Source organism: Acinetobacter sp. ANC_7503 (genome assembly GCF_056780035.1).
Genome location: NZ_JBWYJA010000009.1, coordinates 77,408 through 94,801, shown reverse-complemented (window position 1 = coordinate 94,801; position 17,394 = coordinate 77,408). Strand labels below are relative to the sequence as shown.

The following is a 17,394-nucleotide window of genomic DNA, read 5'->3' as shown; positions in this document are numbered from 1 at the left end:
CCTTTCCATTCAGACAAACTCTTCTTTATTCAAGAGTTTTTAAGCGCTTGATAATATTGTCGTATTGTGACTGAGTATTTCGATAGTTTGTTTGTAAAGATTCAATATTTTTTTGGATATTACTCATATTCTGTGCATTATAAGTGATTCGATCTTGTAAGTTTTTAGGGACAGGGTTCCCTTTCTTGATATAGGTCTGTTCCTGCTTTTTAAACAATATTCGATCTTGCTCCAGTTGTTGGTACTGTTGTTTTTGAAAGGTGATTTGTTGGTTGATGTTTTTCAACATATCATCACGTTTGTTCGCAGCCACTTTACTAGAACCGTAAGCGCGTTTTAAGCGTAAATCTTGTTCATGTTGTTTGGCTTGTTGCGTACGTACAGCACTTTGTTGCTGTTCTTTATCGGCATCATAAGGTCGATTTTTTTTAATCACTTGCATATTACGGTCAAGTGCTTCATAACCATGACGAATATGCTCGGGTGTTACCGAGCTACTAATATTAGCTACGCCATTTTTATCATAATAACGATACCAAGACGGTTTGGTCACTGTGGTATTAGCAATTGCTTCACTGATACATAAACCAAATGTCATTATGATCACTAAGAATGTTTTATGATGAAGATGCTTTAACCCAATTCTTGATTTGTGCGAAAGATTAAACATTGGAATCGGCCCCCGTGATATCAATTCAATTTTTTAATTTTTGCTTTTAATAACAAGCATTTTATGTGGTTCTGGTAAATTTATAAATATAAACCGTTAAATAATTTACGCTTAATCTGATTCACCCTTAAATTCTCTGAAGCTTTGTGACACAATCTCTCCGCGAGTACTCAACTGCATTGAAAATCAATGTAATGTTATGTTAGAAAATAATGGTTATTCTCTAAATTAAGCGCTTCATTTTTCTTTAAATCTCATCTCAGGAAGGATCATTCAATGGATGATAATCTGCAAAATATTAAAGTGATGGTCATTGATGATTCAAAAACGATTCGTCGGACCGCAGAAACTTTATTACAGCGTGAAGGATATGACGTTGTAACTGCAGTAGATGGATTTGAAGCATTATCTAAAATTGCTGAAACTCGACCTGATATTATTTTTGTAGATATTATGATGCCGCGTTTAGATGGGTATCAAACGTGCGCATTGTTAAAAAACTCACAAAATTTCCAACATATTCCAGTGGTCATGTTATCCAGTAAAGATGGTATGTTTGATCAGGCAAAAGGACGAGTTATTGGATCTGATGAATACCTCACGAAACCATTCAGTAAAGATGAGCTATTGAATGCGATTCGTAAACTTGTCGCTTCACGTTAAGTACTGGGAAAACAAAATATGACACGTATCTTAGTGGTAGATGACTCTCCAACAGAAATGTTTAGATTTAAAGAAATTCTGTCCAAAAATGGCTATGAAGTGCTAGAAGCAACCAATGGTGCAGATGGTGTTACCTTAGCGCAAGCAGAGCAACCAGATCTTGTACTTATGGATGTGGTGATGCCTGGTGTGAATGGATTTCAAGCAACTCGGCAAATTGCAAGAGCTGATGTAACGAAGCATATTCCAGTTGTCATTGTCAGTACCAAAGATCAGGATACGGATCGAATTTGGGGCAAAAGACAAGGCGCGGTCGACTACCTGATCAAACCTGTAGATGAATCAAGATTACTTGATGTTATTCAGCAATATTTAAATACAGGCACAGCATGATCACTCAAGATGAAAGTGATCAACAACACTGGTTAACGCAAGCCAGTAATGCTAATTCGGCTCAAGTAAATGAGTACCGTGATGTGCAAAATCAGGACCTCTGGTCTGGTGTATGTTTTAAAGTTGAGCAGCAGCAATTTATTACCCCACTTGGTGATATTGCGGAGGTTAGCCCTTTACTGAGCATTACTTCTTTACCACTTACGCCGCCGTGGTATTTAGGTTTGGCGAATTTGCGAGGTCGAGTACTGACCGTATTAGATCTAAAGCAATTTGCTTTGGGTAAAACCACACAACTACACGCTAATGTTAAAATTTTATGTTTTAACGTGGGGCAAGACTGTGTTGGATTACTTGTGGATGAAGTCCTCGGTGTAAAACATTATAAGAATAATACCTATAGCGCCGGTTCGGATTTGATCGCAGAACCATATAGATTATTTTGCCAAGGTTATTTTCTCGATCATTCAACACCTGTAGCTGTGCTGATGATGAGTCAGTTATATGAGCATGATCGCCTAAAGCATATGTTCACATCTAATTCAATTTAATGTCTAGTCAGCAATAGTTTTTTGGGGGAGCTGAGTGAGTTTACGGTTAAAAAAGACCAGTCGGAATGTGAATGATTCAGATTCCAACACACAGGGATGGAAAGCTTCACTTAAGTTAAAACTTGAACAGTTTTCAGAGCTGTTTGGGCAATCTGCCCAAACGAAGTCTTATTTAATCATGGCTATTATTAGCCTCGTTTGTGCTTTTCTGATTTTATTGTTTCTTATGTTTAATCTCCCACGTACGGTGGAGCAAAGTCGTGGGGTGGGGGAACTGAAATATCTCAATCAAATGATGATTATTCAGACTCAACAGTTTGAGGATAATCCTACAGATTACACATTACAGATTCTCAAAAACTCTCAGCTTATTTTTAGTTCACAACTTGAAAATGTAAAATCAGTTTATTTTTATAGTCCAGCTTTAAATGAAGTAGATCGACTGTGGTTAGAGTCTCAAAGCAATATCACGGAGTCTCAGTTACAAAAAATTCAAGTAGCCCTCAATGAAATTCGCACAGGTTCTACGTGGTTACTGATTTTACTGTCACTTTTATTGTTGATTAGTTTATCGAGCTTCACCTTTGCTGTAATTAAACTTTTTATTTTGAGAAGCCAAGAAGATCGTCTGCGTTTAATGGAACTGGTGGATAAAGATAAGAAGAATCAAACCGCGATTTATCGGCTTTTAGATGAAATTGGGGATTTAGCTGAAGGCGACTTGACCAAATATGCTGCGGTTTCTGCAGATTTTACGGGGACAATCGCGGATTCAATTAATGTAGCGATAGATCATTTGCGTGATTTGGTGATGAGAATTAATCAGGCTTCTCAACAAGTTACCCAATATATTCATCAAACTCAGCACATGAGTTCACAATTGGCGCAATCTTCAGAGCTGCAAGCTCGTGAAATCCAAAATACATCGCTCGCCATTCATGACATGGCGGACTCAATTGATCACGTTTATGAAAATGCAGCGCAATCTGCAAAAGTTGCTCAGCGTGCTGTACTTATCGCAGCGAAGGGTGGGGAAGTGGTTGAACGATCAATAGATGGAATGGATCAAATACGAGGGCAGATTCAAGAAACATCTAAAAAAATTAAAAGGCTGGGTGAATCTACTCAAGAGATTGGAAACTTTGTTGCAACCATTGAAGACATTGCAGGGCAAACGCATCTGTTGGCTTTAAATGCAGCCATTCAAGCCGCAATGGCAGGCGATGCTGGACGAGGTTTCGCTAGTGTTGCTGATGAGGTGCAGCGTTTAGCTGAACGTTCAACTGCTGCGACCAAACATATTGAGATATTGGTAAAAAATATTCAATTAGATACGCATGAGGCCGTTCGCTCTATGGAGCAAACAACTTCTGAGGTGGTTAAGGGGACTGGACTTGCTCAAGATGCGGGAGCAGCACTTGCAGATATTCAGTTGATTTCAAAACAGTTGGCTCAACTGATTGCGAATATTTCAGCATCCTCAAAAGTTCAGTCAGCTGCTGCGGGTCAAATTGCGAAAACAATGTCGCTTGTGCAAGATGTCACACGAGAAAATCATGCTTCAACCTTAGATACTGCACAATCTATAGCAGAACTCACTCAAATGGCTGATTCTTTAAGGAAATCAGTTGCAAACTTTAAATTACCTGAGTGATTGAGCCATGAAAAATAATAATCCTAATAAAATACAATTATATCTTTCAGAAGCACTCTATCGTGCATATATAGATATGCAGCTTCCTCAGGATGAATCAAATTTTGAAGATGAGGAGCTTATTACCACCTTTGCTGAAGAGCTTAAGGAATTACTTCTAGAAATATCAGAAAATCTTCAAGTCTTATCGAATGGTTTAGAACAGGTAAATATTTGGCAAGCATTGCGCCGTAATTTTCATACCTTAAAGGGTTCAGGTCGAATGCTTGGATTCAACTCAGTTTCTGAGCTTGCATGGACCGTTGAGACAATACTGAATATTAGGCTTGATCAGCAACGTTCATGGAGTCAACTGGTCCTTGAGTATGTTGAGCTGATCTCTCGTATATATCGCTACATCATTGTGCCTAGTTTAACAGTGAAACAAGCGATTCAATTAGATGTTAAACCTCTATTGCTTTTAGGTCGGCAATTAGAACATTCAAATATCATAGATCAATCATTGCATCCTTTGTTGGCGATCAACGCTCATCTCACACAGCTAGATCTAGATTTCAGGATTGAATGTCATTGTTTGAATGACTCAAATTCACTCTCAGCAGCAGCCACAATTGAGAATACTCAAATATGGGATAACGAGGTTCTGCAAAGTTTTTATGCTGAAGCTTCAGAACAATTGAAATCCCTGCAAGATATGTTGGATAAATCCAATCAACAATTTCAGGTGGATGCGCTCGCACGTGTTGTCCATTCTCTCAGGGGGAGTTCTGCAATTGTTGGACTTGAGAAAATTGAAGTATTGAGTCAGTCATTCGAAAAAATAATACAACGTAATCCATTTCTTGATACCAACAATAAAGAATTGCAAGCGCTCACAACGCAGTATATTGATTTAATCCAGTATTACTTAGAAAGCTTGCAAACAACAGGTGACAACGTAACGAGACAACAACAGTTTCAGGCATTAGAGCATACTTTTTTAATCGCATTGAGAGACTTCTCAGAACAGATTACACAGAACGATCCAAATCTTGATCCGCAAGAGTTACTCAAGAAAATTGTAGATTTGGGTGTAGAAGATGTTTTTCTTATCGATACCTTTGTACAAGATGGTATTTCTAACCTCGTTAGCTCTACACGTGCTACTGAACGTTCGAGCTTACTGAGTCAACAACTCAGTTCAATTGCTAAATTTGCCATTAAAGTTGATTTTGATCTCCTTCGAAAAATTTCAGAAATTTTGAGTTCAATTCACTCCAACATTGCAAGAGAACCGAATTCAATTGCCTACTCAAATGTCCACCGAGTTTTACAACAAGGGCATGAAAAACTCTTAGAAATATTTGATGAACTTGCTATAGGTCAATTGGCTCAAAATAATGAGGCTTCTCAGCAACTATTAGATGATTTAAAACAACTTAATCATGAATACTTCAGTTTTTCCAATCAATCGAATTGTAGTGGTACTATAGAGCAGGAGAGCGAAGTATCTGCTCGATCCTTAGATGAAACAATTCTGACATTACTCAATATAGATTACGCACTCAAAGATTCAGCGAAAGCAAAACAGGGCTTAGATCGCGAAGTAAGTGGTTTTTTTGTCGAGGAAGCGGAAGAAATTTTGTCTCAAATCGAAGACTTGTTCAATACATGGTTAGAGTATCAAGAAGATGCTACGTGTATCCAAAAAATTATGCGGCAACTGCACACGTTGAAAGGTGGTGCATACATGTTGCAAGCAGATTACTTTGCAAATCTAATCCATGAGCTTGAATCTGTATATCTTCAACTCATTTCAGAGCAACACATTGATATAAAAAGTTTCATTATTTTGATTAAAGCCTTACAGCAGGATTTGGTACGGCGTGTCAAAATCATTAAAACTGAGTCTGTTGATTATCCGATAGAACAGGCATTAAGGCTTATTCAGGGTTTAATTGAGCTTGGACATTTCAATCTTAAGGGTGGTGACTCGAAGCTGAACTTAGTACATTCGATGCAAAATGATATCACTCACCACATGTCTTCAGATTTTAGTATTCATTCAACTTTATCAGCGGACCTTGAAACCAATTTAAGTGATTTAGTCACTACGCATAATAATTCATCAAAGTTTGACTCTTCTTCCATTCAGCAAAACTCACATCAGACTGAACCATCTAACGCTAAGGAGAGTGTTTTACCGCCTCCAATGAGTGGTAATTTGCAAAAGTTTGTGCAATCTGCCGTAGCGAACGAGACACTTTCAGTCTCTACTGCTGTAATTGAAGCAACCCTTAATTTGATTGGGGAGGATTTGATTCAACGTTCGCAAGTCGAAGTAGAATTAAAATCATATCGGTCAAATTTGGTAGAAATGGATCAAACCATTCAGCGCCTTACTTCACAATTGAGACGGATGGAAGGGGAATTAGAATCCCAAATTTTATTACAACGTAGATCACATAATTCCGCCGAGCATGGATTTGATCCCTTAGAAATGGATCAATATTCATCACTTAATCAACTCTCAAAATCAATATCAGAGTCAACATCAGACTTGTTAGATATCAGAAACACTCTGCACGAAAAGCTTCAGTCTGCAGAAAGTATATTGATTCAGCAGGCAAGAATACAAAACAACATCCAACACTCGTTGATGCGTACTCGTGTCGTGCCATTCAAGACGATACAAATGCGTCTTGAACGCTTATGCAAGCAACTTTCGATGAATCTGAATAAATCTGTTCAGTTACAGATTGAACATGCAGACATCGAATTAGATCGTAGTATTCTTGAAAAGTTGATCACCTCACTTGAGCATATTCTGCGTAATGCGATTGATCACGGAATTGAGTCAGCAGAACAGCGGTTGAAATTAAATAAACCTGAACAAGCAGTCATGCAACTGACACTGGTGAATCATCACAATGAGCTGAGTATTTTGATCAAGGATGATGGTCGAGGAATTGATTCACAAGAGATTAAGCAAAAAGCTGTTGAATTTGGTTGGCTCAATACTGAACGGGAATATTCTGAAACTGAACTATTACAATTGATTTTTAGACCAGGCTTTACCACTGCTGCAAAATTAACAACGGTTTCAGGACGTGGTGTCGGTTTAGATGTCGTAAAAAGTGAAATACAGGCACTGGGTGGGCATGTTCATGTTACTTCGGAAAGAGGACAAGGAACTTGTTTTGAAATCAGAATTCCTAAATCTTCAATTATTACTGAAGCGTTGATGGTAAAAGTTGCAGATCAATTCTTTGCCTTACCGTTACATCAAATACAACGTGTTGAAATGATCGATAGACATGATTTAAATCATGCGAAACAACAGAGTCAGTTGTTGAGGGTGCATGAAGCAAGTTATCAATTAAACGATTTGGCTGACTTCGTGTTGTTAAATCAAAATATAAAAAGAAACTCACCATATTCAGAAACCCAAAAAGTTCCAGTGATTTTGGTGAATATGCACCAGTCTCAACCTGTGGCTTTATTCGTTGATGAAGTCTTAGGAACTAATTCACAAATTATTGTGAAACAGACTGGGAGGCTTATCCATCAAATTGATTATCTCAGCGGTGTAACCATTATGGGCAGTGGAGAAATTTGCCCAATTTTAAATGTAAATCGTGTGGTTCAATATCTCACTCAGCAGGATTGGTCTGTACATCCAGAGTCGAAGCTCTCAAATTTAAAACATGACAATGAGGCACCTACGATTTTAGTGGTTGATGATTCGGTCACAGTTCGAAAAGTGACATCTAAACTACTTGAGCGTTATGGTTACCAGATTGTCACAGCTACAGATGGCATTGAAGCACTTGAATATTTACAGCATTCAACACCTGCCTTAATGTTAATTGATGTTGAAATGCCAAGAATGGATGGTTTTGAAGTAATGCAATGGCTGAGAAATCAACCACATTTGCAGAACTTACCTGTGGTTATGATCACTTCACGAGTGGGGGATAAGCATAAACAACATGCTCTTGAACTTGGTGTATCGGCTTATATGGGTAAACCTTTCCAAGAAGCAGTGTTGATTGAGCAGATCAATCAGCTTTTAAAACAGGATTAAAGTATTTTAAGCGAATTAAAAAAGGATGCATTCGCATCCTTTTTTATATTTCATTGCTCTTAAATTTTAATGTTATGCCAATAGCTCAATTAAGATTTTTTCATAAATTTCAGCCAAAGGTTCCAAATGTGCGATTTCAACATGCTCATTAATCTGGTGGATCGTGGCATTAAGTACTCCCAGTTCGAGTACCTGAGCTCCAGTTGGTGCGATAAAGCGACCATCTGATGTACCACCACTGGTTGATAATTCTGTTGTCGTGCCAGTCACATCCAAAATCGCTTTTTTGGCAGCATTGACGAGCTCTCCAACAGGGGTAAGGAATGGTAAACCTGATAGTGTCCACTCGATATCATACTCAACGCCGTGGCGATCTAAAATTTCATGTGTACGTGCTTTTAATTCATCAGCAGTAACTTCTGTAGAATAACGGAAGTTAAATAATAAGTTCATCGTGCCAGGCACAACATTGGTTGCACCCGTTCCAGCAGAAATATTCGAGATTTGGAAAGACGTTGCAGGGAAATACTCATTGCCTTGATCCCATTCTGTCTCACATAATTCAGCAATTGCTTTTGAGGCTGTATGAATTGGGTTAATTGCCAAATGTGGATAGGCCACATGCCCTTGCTTACCTTTCACGGTTAAATTGGCATTGAGAGACCCACGACGGCCATTTTTAACAATGTCACCTAAAGTATTCGTACTTGACGGTTCACCGACCAAACACCATGTCATTTTTTCTTGGCGTGCTTCTAAAGTTTCTACAACTTTCACTGTTCCATTGATAGATGGACCTTCTTCATCTGAAGTGATCAAAAAAGCAATCGAACCTTTGTGGTCTGGATGCTTAGCAACGAAACGTTCAGAGGCAATTACCATGGCTGCCAACGCCGTTTTCATATCTGCACTGCCACGCCCGTATAACTTTCCATCTCTAATTTCTGGGGCGAATGGATCGGAGTTCCACGCTTCTAGATTGCCTGTAGGAACAACATCAGTATGACCCGCAAAACAAAACACAGGTGATTCAGTCCCGCGACGAGCCCATAAGTTATCAACATCTTCAAAACGCATATTTTCAATGTTAAAACCAATCTTTGATAATCGATCAGCCATAATATTTTGACAGTTATGATCGACTGGAGTCACTGAAGGTTGGCGAAGTAATTGTAAGCTTAAATCGAGTGTTGCAGATTGGGTCATGGAAAGAAATCGAATTGGTCAAAGTCGAACTATCATAAAGTATGTTGAATTTGATGCAAAATATTAATCATTCAAGGGAATCAAATTTAAATAAAAAAAGCCCTATTAAAAAATAGGGCTTTTAGCTTCAACTTCGAATTAGTTGTTACGAATTTCGTTTGAAGTTTTTTCAGCAGTATTTGTTACAGTTTCCCCAGCTTTTGAAACGTCTTGTCCAAAACCTTTGAATGTATTACAACCAGTTAATACAAATGCAACTACGAATGAAGCGGCTAATACTTTTTTCATCATTATCTCCAATGATTGTAAATTATTTTGATGCTTAATCAGAATAAAAATTAATCATTTAGAAGAATATGAGAGTTTTATTATCAGAATGTTATTAATTGTATTCGATACATTTTTTTATTACACGAACTACACGTAAGGGAGCTTTAAAGCTGGTTGACGGTACATATAAAACTGATTTGTTTGTACATTGTGATAAAGCCCATTACTCCACCAATGTGCTTCATTTGAAGTCTGACTTGCATTCGGACAAATCCATTCCTGTCTTTCCAGTCGATAAAAAGATGATCGTAATTGATGTCCCCATGTGCCTATACGACGATGTGGGCTGACCCAGTTAGGTAAGGTTTGAAGTTCGGTATGATACGGAAAGTAGAGTTGACCTTTTATCACCGCAATTTTTCGATCAATTTTATAAGTATTGGCTTCAGTAAATTGAAATTGCTTTTGCGTAAAATGATTGAGCTTTCTAAATAGAGTGTCGCTTCGATTTAATCCGTACCAATGTTGAAGTTGAAAGTCTTGTTCTGCTAAATAAAATTTCAGTGCAACTTCCCATTGTTCAATTTCTTGGGTGTGATGATTTAATATCACAAAGTCAATTTCACCCAAAGTATGGCGGCCGTCAATGATTTGAACACTGTGATCTAACAGCGAAAAATCAGCTTGATCGCGTTGATCATCTTGCAGCCAGAACCACATTAAATATTCAAAGCGCAAACCTAGACGCGTACTTTTAAGTTGCTGAATAAAATCAATCAGCTCTTGTGGGTTTTGATCTAGATCATGCAGTCTGGAGATATATTTTTCGTACTGAGTTTGCCAAAATTGTTTATGGTGCAATTCAAAAGGATGAACGATCGTTAATTCTTTAGGCGCAAAACGAATAATATTAGGACTTGCGATGACAAAAGCCAGTTGACGTACAATTGTATGATGAAAGTTCTGCCATGGCTCATAAAAATCAGATTGCACCGTTTCTCCAACTAGAATTCAAAATTGAAAATAAATTTACAATCAGACACTACCACAAAAGCATATATACTAGTGAGATTCAACTGAATGAGTTGCGGTATGAAAATCGTGTTTTGGCGGAGCTTGGTCATTATTTTTGTGACTCTAGGTTTTATTGGTGCGCTATTGCCAGGATTGCCAACCACAGTCTTTTTAATTCTTGCCGCATGGGCTGCTTCAAAAGGTTGGCCACAGGTTGATGATTGGCTACTCAATCATCCTAAATATGGACCAACACTGCGAAATTGGCGTGAGCATGGCACGGTTCCACGCAAAGCAAAATGGCTCGCCTCGATGATGATGTTGATCAGCGGTATTCTTATGCTTTATACCAATGCTCCTGATTTAGTAAAAATTTTTACGAATCTCACCATGCTAATTGTCGCGATTTGGTTGTGGTTAAGACCTGAATCAAAAAATATTGTTTAAATAAATGATTAAAAATAATTTAACGCTGAGTTTTGTATGAACCCAAATCTTGAAAGTTATACCCTAAGTCAGGCGGATATCCTGATTGATATGGCGAAACAAGTTCTATATATACCACGTATGAAAAAAAGCTATTTGGTGTCTACTGGATTGAACGGTATAGGTGAACAGGAAAATTCAGGTAAAACACCAAGAGGATGGCATCGCATTGAACAAAAAATTGGCGATGACCACCCAATCAATGCTGTTTTTAAAGCACGAATTTGGACTGGGGAGATCTATGATGTGGAACTTGGTGACCAATTTCCAGAACGTGACTGGATTCTAACTCGAATTCTTTGGTTAGCAGGTTTAGAACCTGGTTTTAATCAAGGGGAGGGTTGTGATACCTATAATCGATATATCTATATTCATGGTACGCCAGAGTCAGAACCTTTAGGTATTCCTAAATCACATGGATGTATTCGAATGCACAGTGCAGATGTCATTGAGCTATTTGATATATTGGACGAAGGCGCTTTAGTCTATATTTCAGAACAAGAGATCGAATTGGATCAAATTTAAATCAGAATCGTAAAATGTGTTGTGATAAAAACTTTGAATAAAAATAAAAACATATCTCCAATCAGGCAAATAATAGACAAAAAAGCGATTTTTCAAGAGAAATGATCTATTTTTTAATCATTCAAACTGAAAAACTGAGAAACCTGTAGAAAAGCGTTTGACAGTATCTGAGGATTCTCTATAATGCACCACACAAACGATGAAGTCGTAAAGGGCGCTTAGCTCAGTTGGTAGAGCGTCTGCCTTACAAGCAGAATGTCGGCGGTTCGATCCCGTCAGCGCCCACCAAGCCTTTACGTTAAGTTTTAGTGCAGCGGTAGTTCAGTTGGTTAGAATATCGGCCTGTCACGCCGAGGGTCGCGGGTTCGAGTCCCGTCCGCTGCGCCACTTTAAACTTAATAGATTGTTTGTACTTTAATAGAGATATTACATAAGTGCAGCGGTAGTTCAGTTGGTTAGAATATCGGCCTGTCACGCCGAGGGTCGCGGGTTCGAGTCCCGTCCGCTGCGCCATTTTATGTAATGACCTTATTAAGGGCGCTTAGCTCAGTTGGTAGAGCGTCTGCCTTACAAGCAGAATGTCGGCGGTTCGATCCCGTCAGCGCCCACCAGATTTTTTGTGATGCAGCGGTAGTTCAGTTGGTTAGAATATCGGCCTGTCACGCCGAGGGTCGCGGGTTCGAGTCCCGTCCGCTGCGCCATCCTAAAAATCAAAGCCTAATAAGGGCGCTTAGCTCAGTTGGTAGAGCGTCTGCCTTACAAGCAGAATGTCGGCGGTTCGATCCCGTCAGCGCCCACCATATTCAAGCTGAAAAGCTTATATGACCCTAATTGCGTAAGCAGTTGCCGTTGCAGCGGTAGTTCAGTTGGTTAGAATATCGGCCTGTCACGCCGAGGGTCGCGGGTTCGAGTCCCGTCCGCTGCGCCATTTTCTAGATCCCTTGTCTAGATATAATGGTTTAAATCAGCAAGATTTCTTTCTTGCATCTTAAAAATAGCGGTGCTATTTTTATTCCTCAAGGGCGCTTAGCTCAGTTGGTAGAGCGTCTGCCTTACAAGCAGAATGTCGGCGGTTCGATCCCGTCAGCGCCCACCATATTCTTTCTATAAAAAGTCTTTTAAGTTTCTATAATTTATATAAAATATGATGAATTCATGTTTATAATAGAATTATGAGAAATCCATACCAGCGTAAGCCTTCAAGTACCTCTATTGCCTCTACAGTTGTCTCTCCAAAAGAACAATACCAACAATTTATGGAAACAATTGTAGCTCAGGCTAAAGTTTATAGTTTATATAATGATGGTTGGGCATTGTGCTCCACTCCATCTGGTCAGCGCACGCTTGCTGTTTGGCAAAGTAAAGGAATGGCACAATTATTGGTTCGTGATAAGTGGGAAAAATATCATGTGGAGGAAATCCAACTGATACCATTTATTGAACAAGTTGTTCCTTATATTCGACAACATAATACTCACTTGTCACTGAACTTGATGCCAGAAGGTCAAAATGTTTTGGTATCGGGGCGACAATTTCTAATTGACCTAAAAGCTTATCTATACCAGTTATCGATCGATCAACCTGAAAAATTAAATAGAGAAGGGGTTCCTTCTCCTCGAAAAATCCGAATACATGATAAATAAAAAATTTAGTATTCTTTTAAGATCCAGCCACTAATATAAGCAAAATATTCTCTAAGCCATGCGTTATATCGTGTGGTTAAAGGAGTTTCAGCACTGACTGATGTGATTTGGGTATAACCTTGAAATCGGGCAATGGCTGCAGCACGTGGGGTATGAAAATCACTGGTGACAACCACAATATGACTATCTTGGTTTAAGCCTATTCTGTTTAGAAGCGGAACACTGTTTTTTAGATTGAGTTCGGTGCTGGTGCTTTGACTTTCTTCAAATATACGCTGTGGGTGAATACGATACTTGTCGATCAAATATGCTTTCATCACTGCAGCTTCAGTAATTTTCTGATCAAAACCTAAACCGCCAGTTACAATAATAGAACTACTGGAATATTGAGCGGCGATCGTTGCACCTTGGTCTAATCGAGCCTGAAGCGTTGGGGAGGGTTGGTTATTGATTAAACCACTACCCAAAATAATAATCGCATCAGGTGGTGTATTCATGATGGGGGAATGATTTGATTTAGCTAAAAAATAAAAAAAAATAGCCAAGCTGATTAACCAGATGGAAAAAATTGTCCATCCCATTTTCCAAAACAAGTTAAAGTTAGAATGATTCAAACGGTAGTGTTGGATTTTCTTATTAAAAAACAGACATACAATAATCATTATGCCAATAAATGCTGGAAGTACAGTACCTAAATGAATTTTATTTTGACTGATTAAAATGATTCCATCGATTAATAGTATCAATGCTATTAACCAAGCGAAAAATTTTAAAATCCTTATATACATTCGATATCATCACTAGTGGGAAATGCGAAAAAGTATAGCGCATAAAAAAACCGAGCAGATTAAATAAAAATCGTGCTCGGGTTTGATCATAATAACCGTGTTAATAAACGTCTCTACGGTAGCGACCAGCTTGTCTTAATTCATCTACAGTAGTTTCACCTAAGATTTCAATTAAGGCTAGATCAACATCGCTTGCCATACCATTGATACTGCCGCACACATAGATTACAGCACCTTGATGAATCCATTTAACGACTTCATCCGCATTTTGACGCAGAATATGGTGTACATAGACTTTTTCTGGTTGGTCTCGAGAGAACGCAAGATCAATACGCTTTAACATCGCTGTATTTTGCCAAGCTTCGATTGTTTCTTTATAAAAGAAATCATGTTCGCGTTGGCGTTCACCGAAGATGAGCCAATTGTCAGTGTAGTCTAAGCGTACGCGAGCTGAAATTAAGCTCATTAGCCCTGCGATTCCTGTCCCGTTACCGATACAGATAATCGGTCGATTATCATCAATTAAATGGAATGATTCATTGGTTCGAATACGAAGTTGTACCTGAGCACCAACCGCAACATGATGTGTTAACCAGCCTGAGCCTAAGCCGAGTTGCTGTTGTTCATCACGTTGTTGACGTACCACCAATCGCATCATGCCTTGAGTTGGAATACTAGCAATCGAATATTCACGAGTAGGTAAGTTTTCAAGCTGCTCAACGAGTTCTTCAGCTGTATTAAATGGCTGAATCTCGCTATTTAAATTTTTATTCCACAGGCTTTCAACTAAGGTTTGACCTGTAGTTGCGAGAACTAAAGCCTCATCTAAGTTGTGTTGTTGTAAAAATGCTTGAATATGTTCAATGCTATTGCCTGGTTGAATTTCTGCAATATCTCCAGCTTGCCAGATCGCGTCGTGATCAGACTCAAGCTCTAAATTATAAGCAGGTTGACCCAAACTGTTTGGATTGAGCAGTGTACGTTTTTGAAGTTTCCATTGATCAAAGACTTTATCAATAGATAGTGTTGCTAATTCCAATTGAGCAGCTTGTGCGAGTGCATCTGTCCAATTTTGAATATCTTGGTTATTGGCATTGTCCACTTCAATCACATTAAAGAGCGGAGTTGCACCAGATGCACTGAACCAGTCATAAATACGATGACCAAAACTACAATAAGTGTCAGGATATTCACGTGAACCAAGTGCCATAACTGCGAATTGAGCATGACTTAGATTCAGTGGATGAGACATCAATTTCTTTTCAAAGCTTGCAGCTAAGTCTGGAGCTTCACCTGTACCGTAAGTACTCGCGACCACTAGAATTTGAGATGCTGTTTGTAGCTCATCAGTGGTCAGGCTTTGCACTGATTTAACAGTGACGGGTTGGCGTGCTGCTTGCAGAATTGAAGCTGTACGCCAAGCCAATTGCTCGGATACACCAGTTTGACTTGCATAAGCGATGAGCCAAGGTTTGGCATTTGGATCAACATCAACCATTGCTAAATTTTGCTTCGCTTCACGGGTCAATTGTTTTTGCTTGCGGCGTTTGAGGTAGAGCATCCAACCAGTCACAAAGAATAACGGCATAGCGAGTGCAGCTAACATCGCGAAGAACTGGTAAATAGGACCAAAGAAGCTGCCACGGTGTACAGGTAACATGCTGCTCATGATTTTTTCATTGAGCTTTTTGTCTTCGTACAATTCAACATCTTTCAATTGATTCGTATTTAAGTCGACAGTCGCTTTGTTACGAGCACGTTCATGTTGCGGAACAGGATCAACGAAACTCAGTTCTAATTCACCGTTTGCACGTTTAGGAATGGTGAAGGTTACGGAAGAAAATTGATTTTTAAACTGTTGATCAAACGTAGACCAAGATTGGTTGAGCGCAAAGTGAATCTGTTCTGTTTGGAGTGATTTACGCTCTTCACGTCCTTCACGTCCTTCACGTCCTTCACGTCCTTCACGTCCTTCACGTCCTTCACGTTGAGCATTTGGTCCAGCATTTGAACCAGGACCTCCCGCTTGCATTTGGGGTTGCGGGCGCTCAACACCAAGCACTTTAAACATGCCGTTGCGCCACCAGTCATATGACCAATATAAACCTGTGCAAGCCAACATGAGATAGAAAATGGCCACCCATGTTCCAACGACTGCGTGTAAATCCCAAATAAAGTTTCGACCTTTTAATTTGGGTTTAACTGAAAACCATTGTTTGAAACTGTGTTTTTTCGGCCAACGTAGATATAAGCCACTGAGGACAAAGAAAATAAGAATCAGTGTACATGCACCGGTAATTTGTTTTCCAACTGGTCCGACTGTCAAGTTACGATGTAGTTGTTGTACGAATGCGAAGAATTTTCGACCTTTAATTTCAGGTAGTAATTCAGCACTGTAGGGATTGATCATCATGGTCAAACCACGACGTTCGCCTTCCTTCGCAACATTGATACTTGATGAGTCAGTAGGTTGAGCAGCAATCGTAATGCTATTGATTTTAAGGTCAGGATGCTCCTGCTGGAAATGTTGATAAATTTCAGCTGGTGTTAATTTTGGGCGTTGTTCAGCAACAACTGTATAACTTTCCTGATTGATCAGCTTGATAATTTGCTGCTCATAAGAATATATTGCCCCAGTGACACCCATAAGTGCCAAAATAAGGCCTGCTGTTATTCCGAAAAACCAGTGTAACTGGAAAAATATTTTCTTGAACATAAGGGTCTGAGTGAATTGGAATTTTTGAATGGTGCGATTATAACCTAACTCAAAAAAAGTGGAATGTATTTGAAGATAATATTTATTCTCATTCTCATATAAAAAATTGTGATAAAAAAACCTCCAAAGTCGGAGGTTTTAATATAAAGCCGTATTTACAGTGATTTTGGCTCACCTACGCTTTCTTTAAGATGTTTACGGATGGTCTCGAAAGAGAAGTTTTTGCTGTTCATTCGTTTTGGCAAGATATAAGCGCCTTGCTGACCTTTAACTTTAAAGTTCACCAAAATGAAATCTGGCGTGTTATACCACTCATAGATATCTTTCCAACCAATTGAACCTACACCTTCTTGTAGTCCCATTTTTTGACGCATCACGATACCATGAGGCTGAACACCTAATTTAATTCCAGTAATTTCTTGTACTGGAAACTCATTCATTTTGCGTTTAGCGTACCATTCTAGTCCAAACTTTCGTACTAAAAAGTATGTCAGCACACAGACTAAAGCCACCCAGCAAAATACAGTAGAGTAATTTTTAATAAAAATTAGACCCAAAATTGCAAGCGCAGTAATTGCACCCATAATAGCCCAAGCTTTAGTTCCAATTTTATTTGTGCTGCGCCAGATTGCGAGTTGCGCATGGCGTTGTTCAGCTTCAGTAACCTCGTAAGGAACGGGTTGTAAAGTATAGGCGTATAAGTTTTTTGCAGTCATAGTTTCGTTAACAAAATGTGTATATCTGAGCAG

General features: G+C 38.9%; 14 protein-coding genes, 8 tRNA genes and 1 pseudogene. 16 read left to right on the top strand and 7 right to left on the bottom strand.

All coding sequences use genetic code 11. The annotated features are described in order from the left end of the window. Window positions 1-25: 25 nt before the first annotated feature. Window positions 26-598, bottom strand: coding sequence for a hypothetical protein (locus AC1M9M_RS10815; protein WP_481591663.1), 573 nt, complete (start codon window positions 596-598; stop codon window positions 26-28). Window positions 599-946: 348 nt separating this feature from the next. On the opposite strand from AC1M9M_RS10815, the gene pilG reads away from it, so the two are divergent. The 5 genes and pseudogenes from pilG (at window position 947) to AC1M9M_RS10790 (ending at window position 7,997) form a co-directional block, all read left to right on the top strand. Continuing rightward, on the top strand, window positions 947-1,333 hold the full coding sequence (gene pilG, locus AC1M9M_RS10810) for a twitching motility response regulator PilG (protein WP_481596322.1): 387 nt from the start codon (window positions 947-949) through the stop codon (window positions 1,331-1,333). 18 nt (window positions 1,334-1,351) lie between these two features. After that, the gene (locus AC1M9M_RS10805; protein WP_035269071.1) at window positions 1,352-1,726 is read left to right on the top strand and encodes a response regulator; all 375 of its coding nucleotides are present in this window, start codon (window positions 1,352-1,354) and stop codon (window positions 1,724-1,726) included. Further along, entirely contained in the window at window positions 1,723-2,277 is a 555-nt protein-coding gene (locus tag AC1M9M_RS10800) for a chemotaxis protein CheW (RefSeq protein ID WP_481596321.1), read from the top strand. The genes AC1M9M_RS10805 and AC1M9M_RS10800 overlap by 4 nt, the downstream gene beginning before the upstream one ends. Before the next feature lie 529 nt (window positions 2,278-2,806). Beyond that, window positions 2,807-3,931: pseudogene (locus AC1M9M_RS10795) on the top strand (methyl-accepting chemotaxis protein); the annotation flags it as partial. Window positions 3,932-3,938: 7 nt separating this feature from the next. Further along, window positions 3,939-7,997, top strand: coding sequence for a hybrid sensor histidine kinase/response regulator (locus AC1M9M_RS10790; protein ID WP_481596320.1), 4,059 nt, complete (start codon window positions 3,939-3,941; stop codon window positions 7,995-7,997). 72 nt (window positions 7,998-8,069) lie between these two features. Here AC1M9M_RS10790 and dapE read toward each other — a convergent pair whose 3' ends face one another. From dapE to AC1M9M_RS10775, 3 genes are all read right to left on the bottom strand, one after another. Further along, a complete protein-coding gene (gene dapE / locus AC1M9M_RS10785) occupies window positions 8,070-9,203 on the bottom strand; it encodes a succinyl-diaminopimelate desuccinylase (protein ID WP_035269063.1) in 1,134 nt (377 codons plus the stop codon). A gap of 138 nt (window positions 9,204-9,341) precedes the next feature. After that, complete coding sequence (locus tag AC1M9M_RS10780; RefSeq protein ID WP_092766976.1) at window positions 9,342-9,494, bottom strand: entericidin A/B family lipoprotein; 153 nt, start codon at window positions 9,492-9,494, stop codon at window positions 9,342-9,344. Window positions 9,495-9,620: 126 nt separating this feature from the next. Next, window positions 9,621-10,466 (bottom strand): DUF1853 family protein, encoded by an 846-nt coding sequence (locus AC1M9M_RS10775; protein ID WP_481596319.1) that lies wholly within the window; start codon window positions 10,464-10,466, stop codon window positions 9,621-9,623. Between the two features lie 99 nt (window positions 10,467-10,565). Here AC1M9M_RS10775 and AC1M9M_RS10770 point away from each other — a divergent pair, with 99 nt between their 5' ends. The 11 genes from AC1M9M_RS10770 (at window position 10,566) to AC1M9M_RS10720 (ending at window position 13,141) form a co-directional block, all read left to right on the top strand. Then, a complete protein-coding gene (locus AC1M9M_RS10770) occupies window positions 10,566-10,934 on the top strand; it encodes a YbaN family protein (protein ID WP_035269059.1) in 369 nt (122 codons plus the stop codon). Window positions 10,935-10,970: 36 nt separating this feature from the next. Further along, window positions 10,971-11,498: a cell wall-recycling L,D-carboxypeptidase ElsL gene (gene elsL, locus AC1M9M_RS10765; RefSeq protein ID WP_481596318.1), complete on the top strand. Its 528-nt coding sequence runs from the start codon at window positions 10,971-10,973 to the stop codon at window positions 11,496-11,498. A 212-nt stretch (window positions 11,499-11,710) separates the two neighbouring features. Further along, window positions 11,711-11,786, top strand: a tRNA-Val gene (locus AC1M9M_RS10760). Window positions 11,787-11,808: 22 nt separating this feature from the next. Continuing rightward, window positions 11,809-11,885 (top strand) — tRNA-Asp (locus AC1M9M_RS10755). 49 nt (window positions 11,886-11,934) lie between these two features. Then, window positions 11,935-12,011 (top strand) — tRNA-Asp (locus AC1M9M_RS10750). Between the two features lie 22 nt (window positions 12,012-12,033). Next, window positions 12,034-12,109: transfer RNA gene (locus AC1M9M_RS10745), tRNA-Val, on the top strand. Window positions 12,110-12,122: 13 nt separating this feature from the next. Beyond that, a tRNA-Asp gene (locus AC1M9M_RS10740) sits at window positions 12,123-12,199 on the top strand. A 23-nt stretch (window positions 12,200-12,222) separates the two neighbouring features. Then, a tRNA-Val gene (locus tag AC1M9M_RS10735) sits at window positions 12,223-12,298 on the top strand. 51 nt (window positions 12,299-12,349) lie between these two features. Beyond that, window positions 12,350-12,426, top strand: a tRNA-Asp gene (locus tag AC1M9M_RS10730). 92 nt (window positions 12,427-12,518) lie between these two features. Then, window positions 12,519-12,594 (top strand) — tRNA-Val (locus AC1M9M_RS10725). A gap of 76 nt (window positions 12,595-12,670) precedes the next feature. After that, complete coding sequence (locus tag AC1M9M_RS10720; RefSeq protein ID WP_035268330.1) at window positions 12,671-13,141, top strand: DUF2750 domain-containing protein; 471 nt, start codon at window positions 12,671-12,673, stop codon at window positions 13,139-13,141. A gap of 5 nt (window positions 13,142-13,146) precedes the next feature. Here AC1M9M_RS10720 and AC1M9M_RS10715 read toward each other — a convergent pair whose 3' ends face one another. The 3 genes from AC1M9M_RS10715 to AC1M9M_RS10705 form a co-directional block, all read right to left on the bottom strand. After that, a complete protein-coding gene (locus AC1M9M_RS10715) occupies window positions 13,147-13,887 on the bottom strand; it encodes a YdcF family protein (protein WP_481596317.1) in 741 nt (246 codons plus the stop codon). A 142-nt stretch (window positions 13,888-14,029) separates the two neighbouring features. Continuing rightward, window positions 14,030-16,645 (bottom strand): PepSY domain-containing protein, encoded by a 2,616-nt coding sequence (locus AC1M9M_RS10710; protein ID WP_481596316.1) that lies wholly within the window; start codon window positions 16,643-16,645, stop codon window positions 14,030-14,032. A 155-nt stretch (window positions 16,646-16,800) separates the two neighbouring features. Further along, window positions 16,801-17,361 carry a YcxB family protein gene (locus AC1M9M_RS10705; RefSeq protein WP_035268336.1) on the bottom strand — a complete coding sequence of 187 codons (561 nt, stop codon included), beginning with the start codon at window positions 17,359-17,361 and terminating at the stop codon, window positions 16,801-16,803. Window positions 17,362-17,394: the final 33 nt, after the last annotated feature.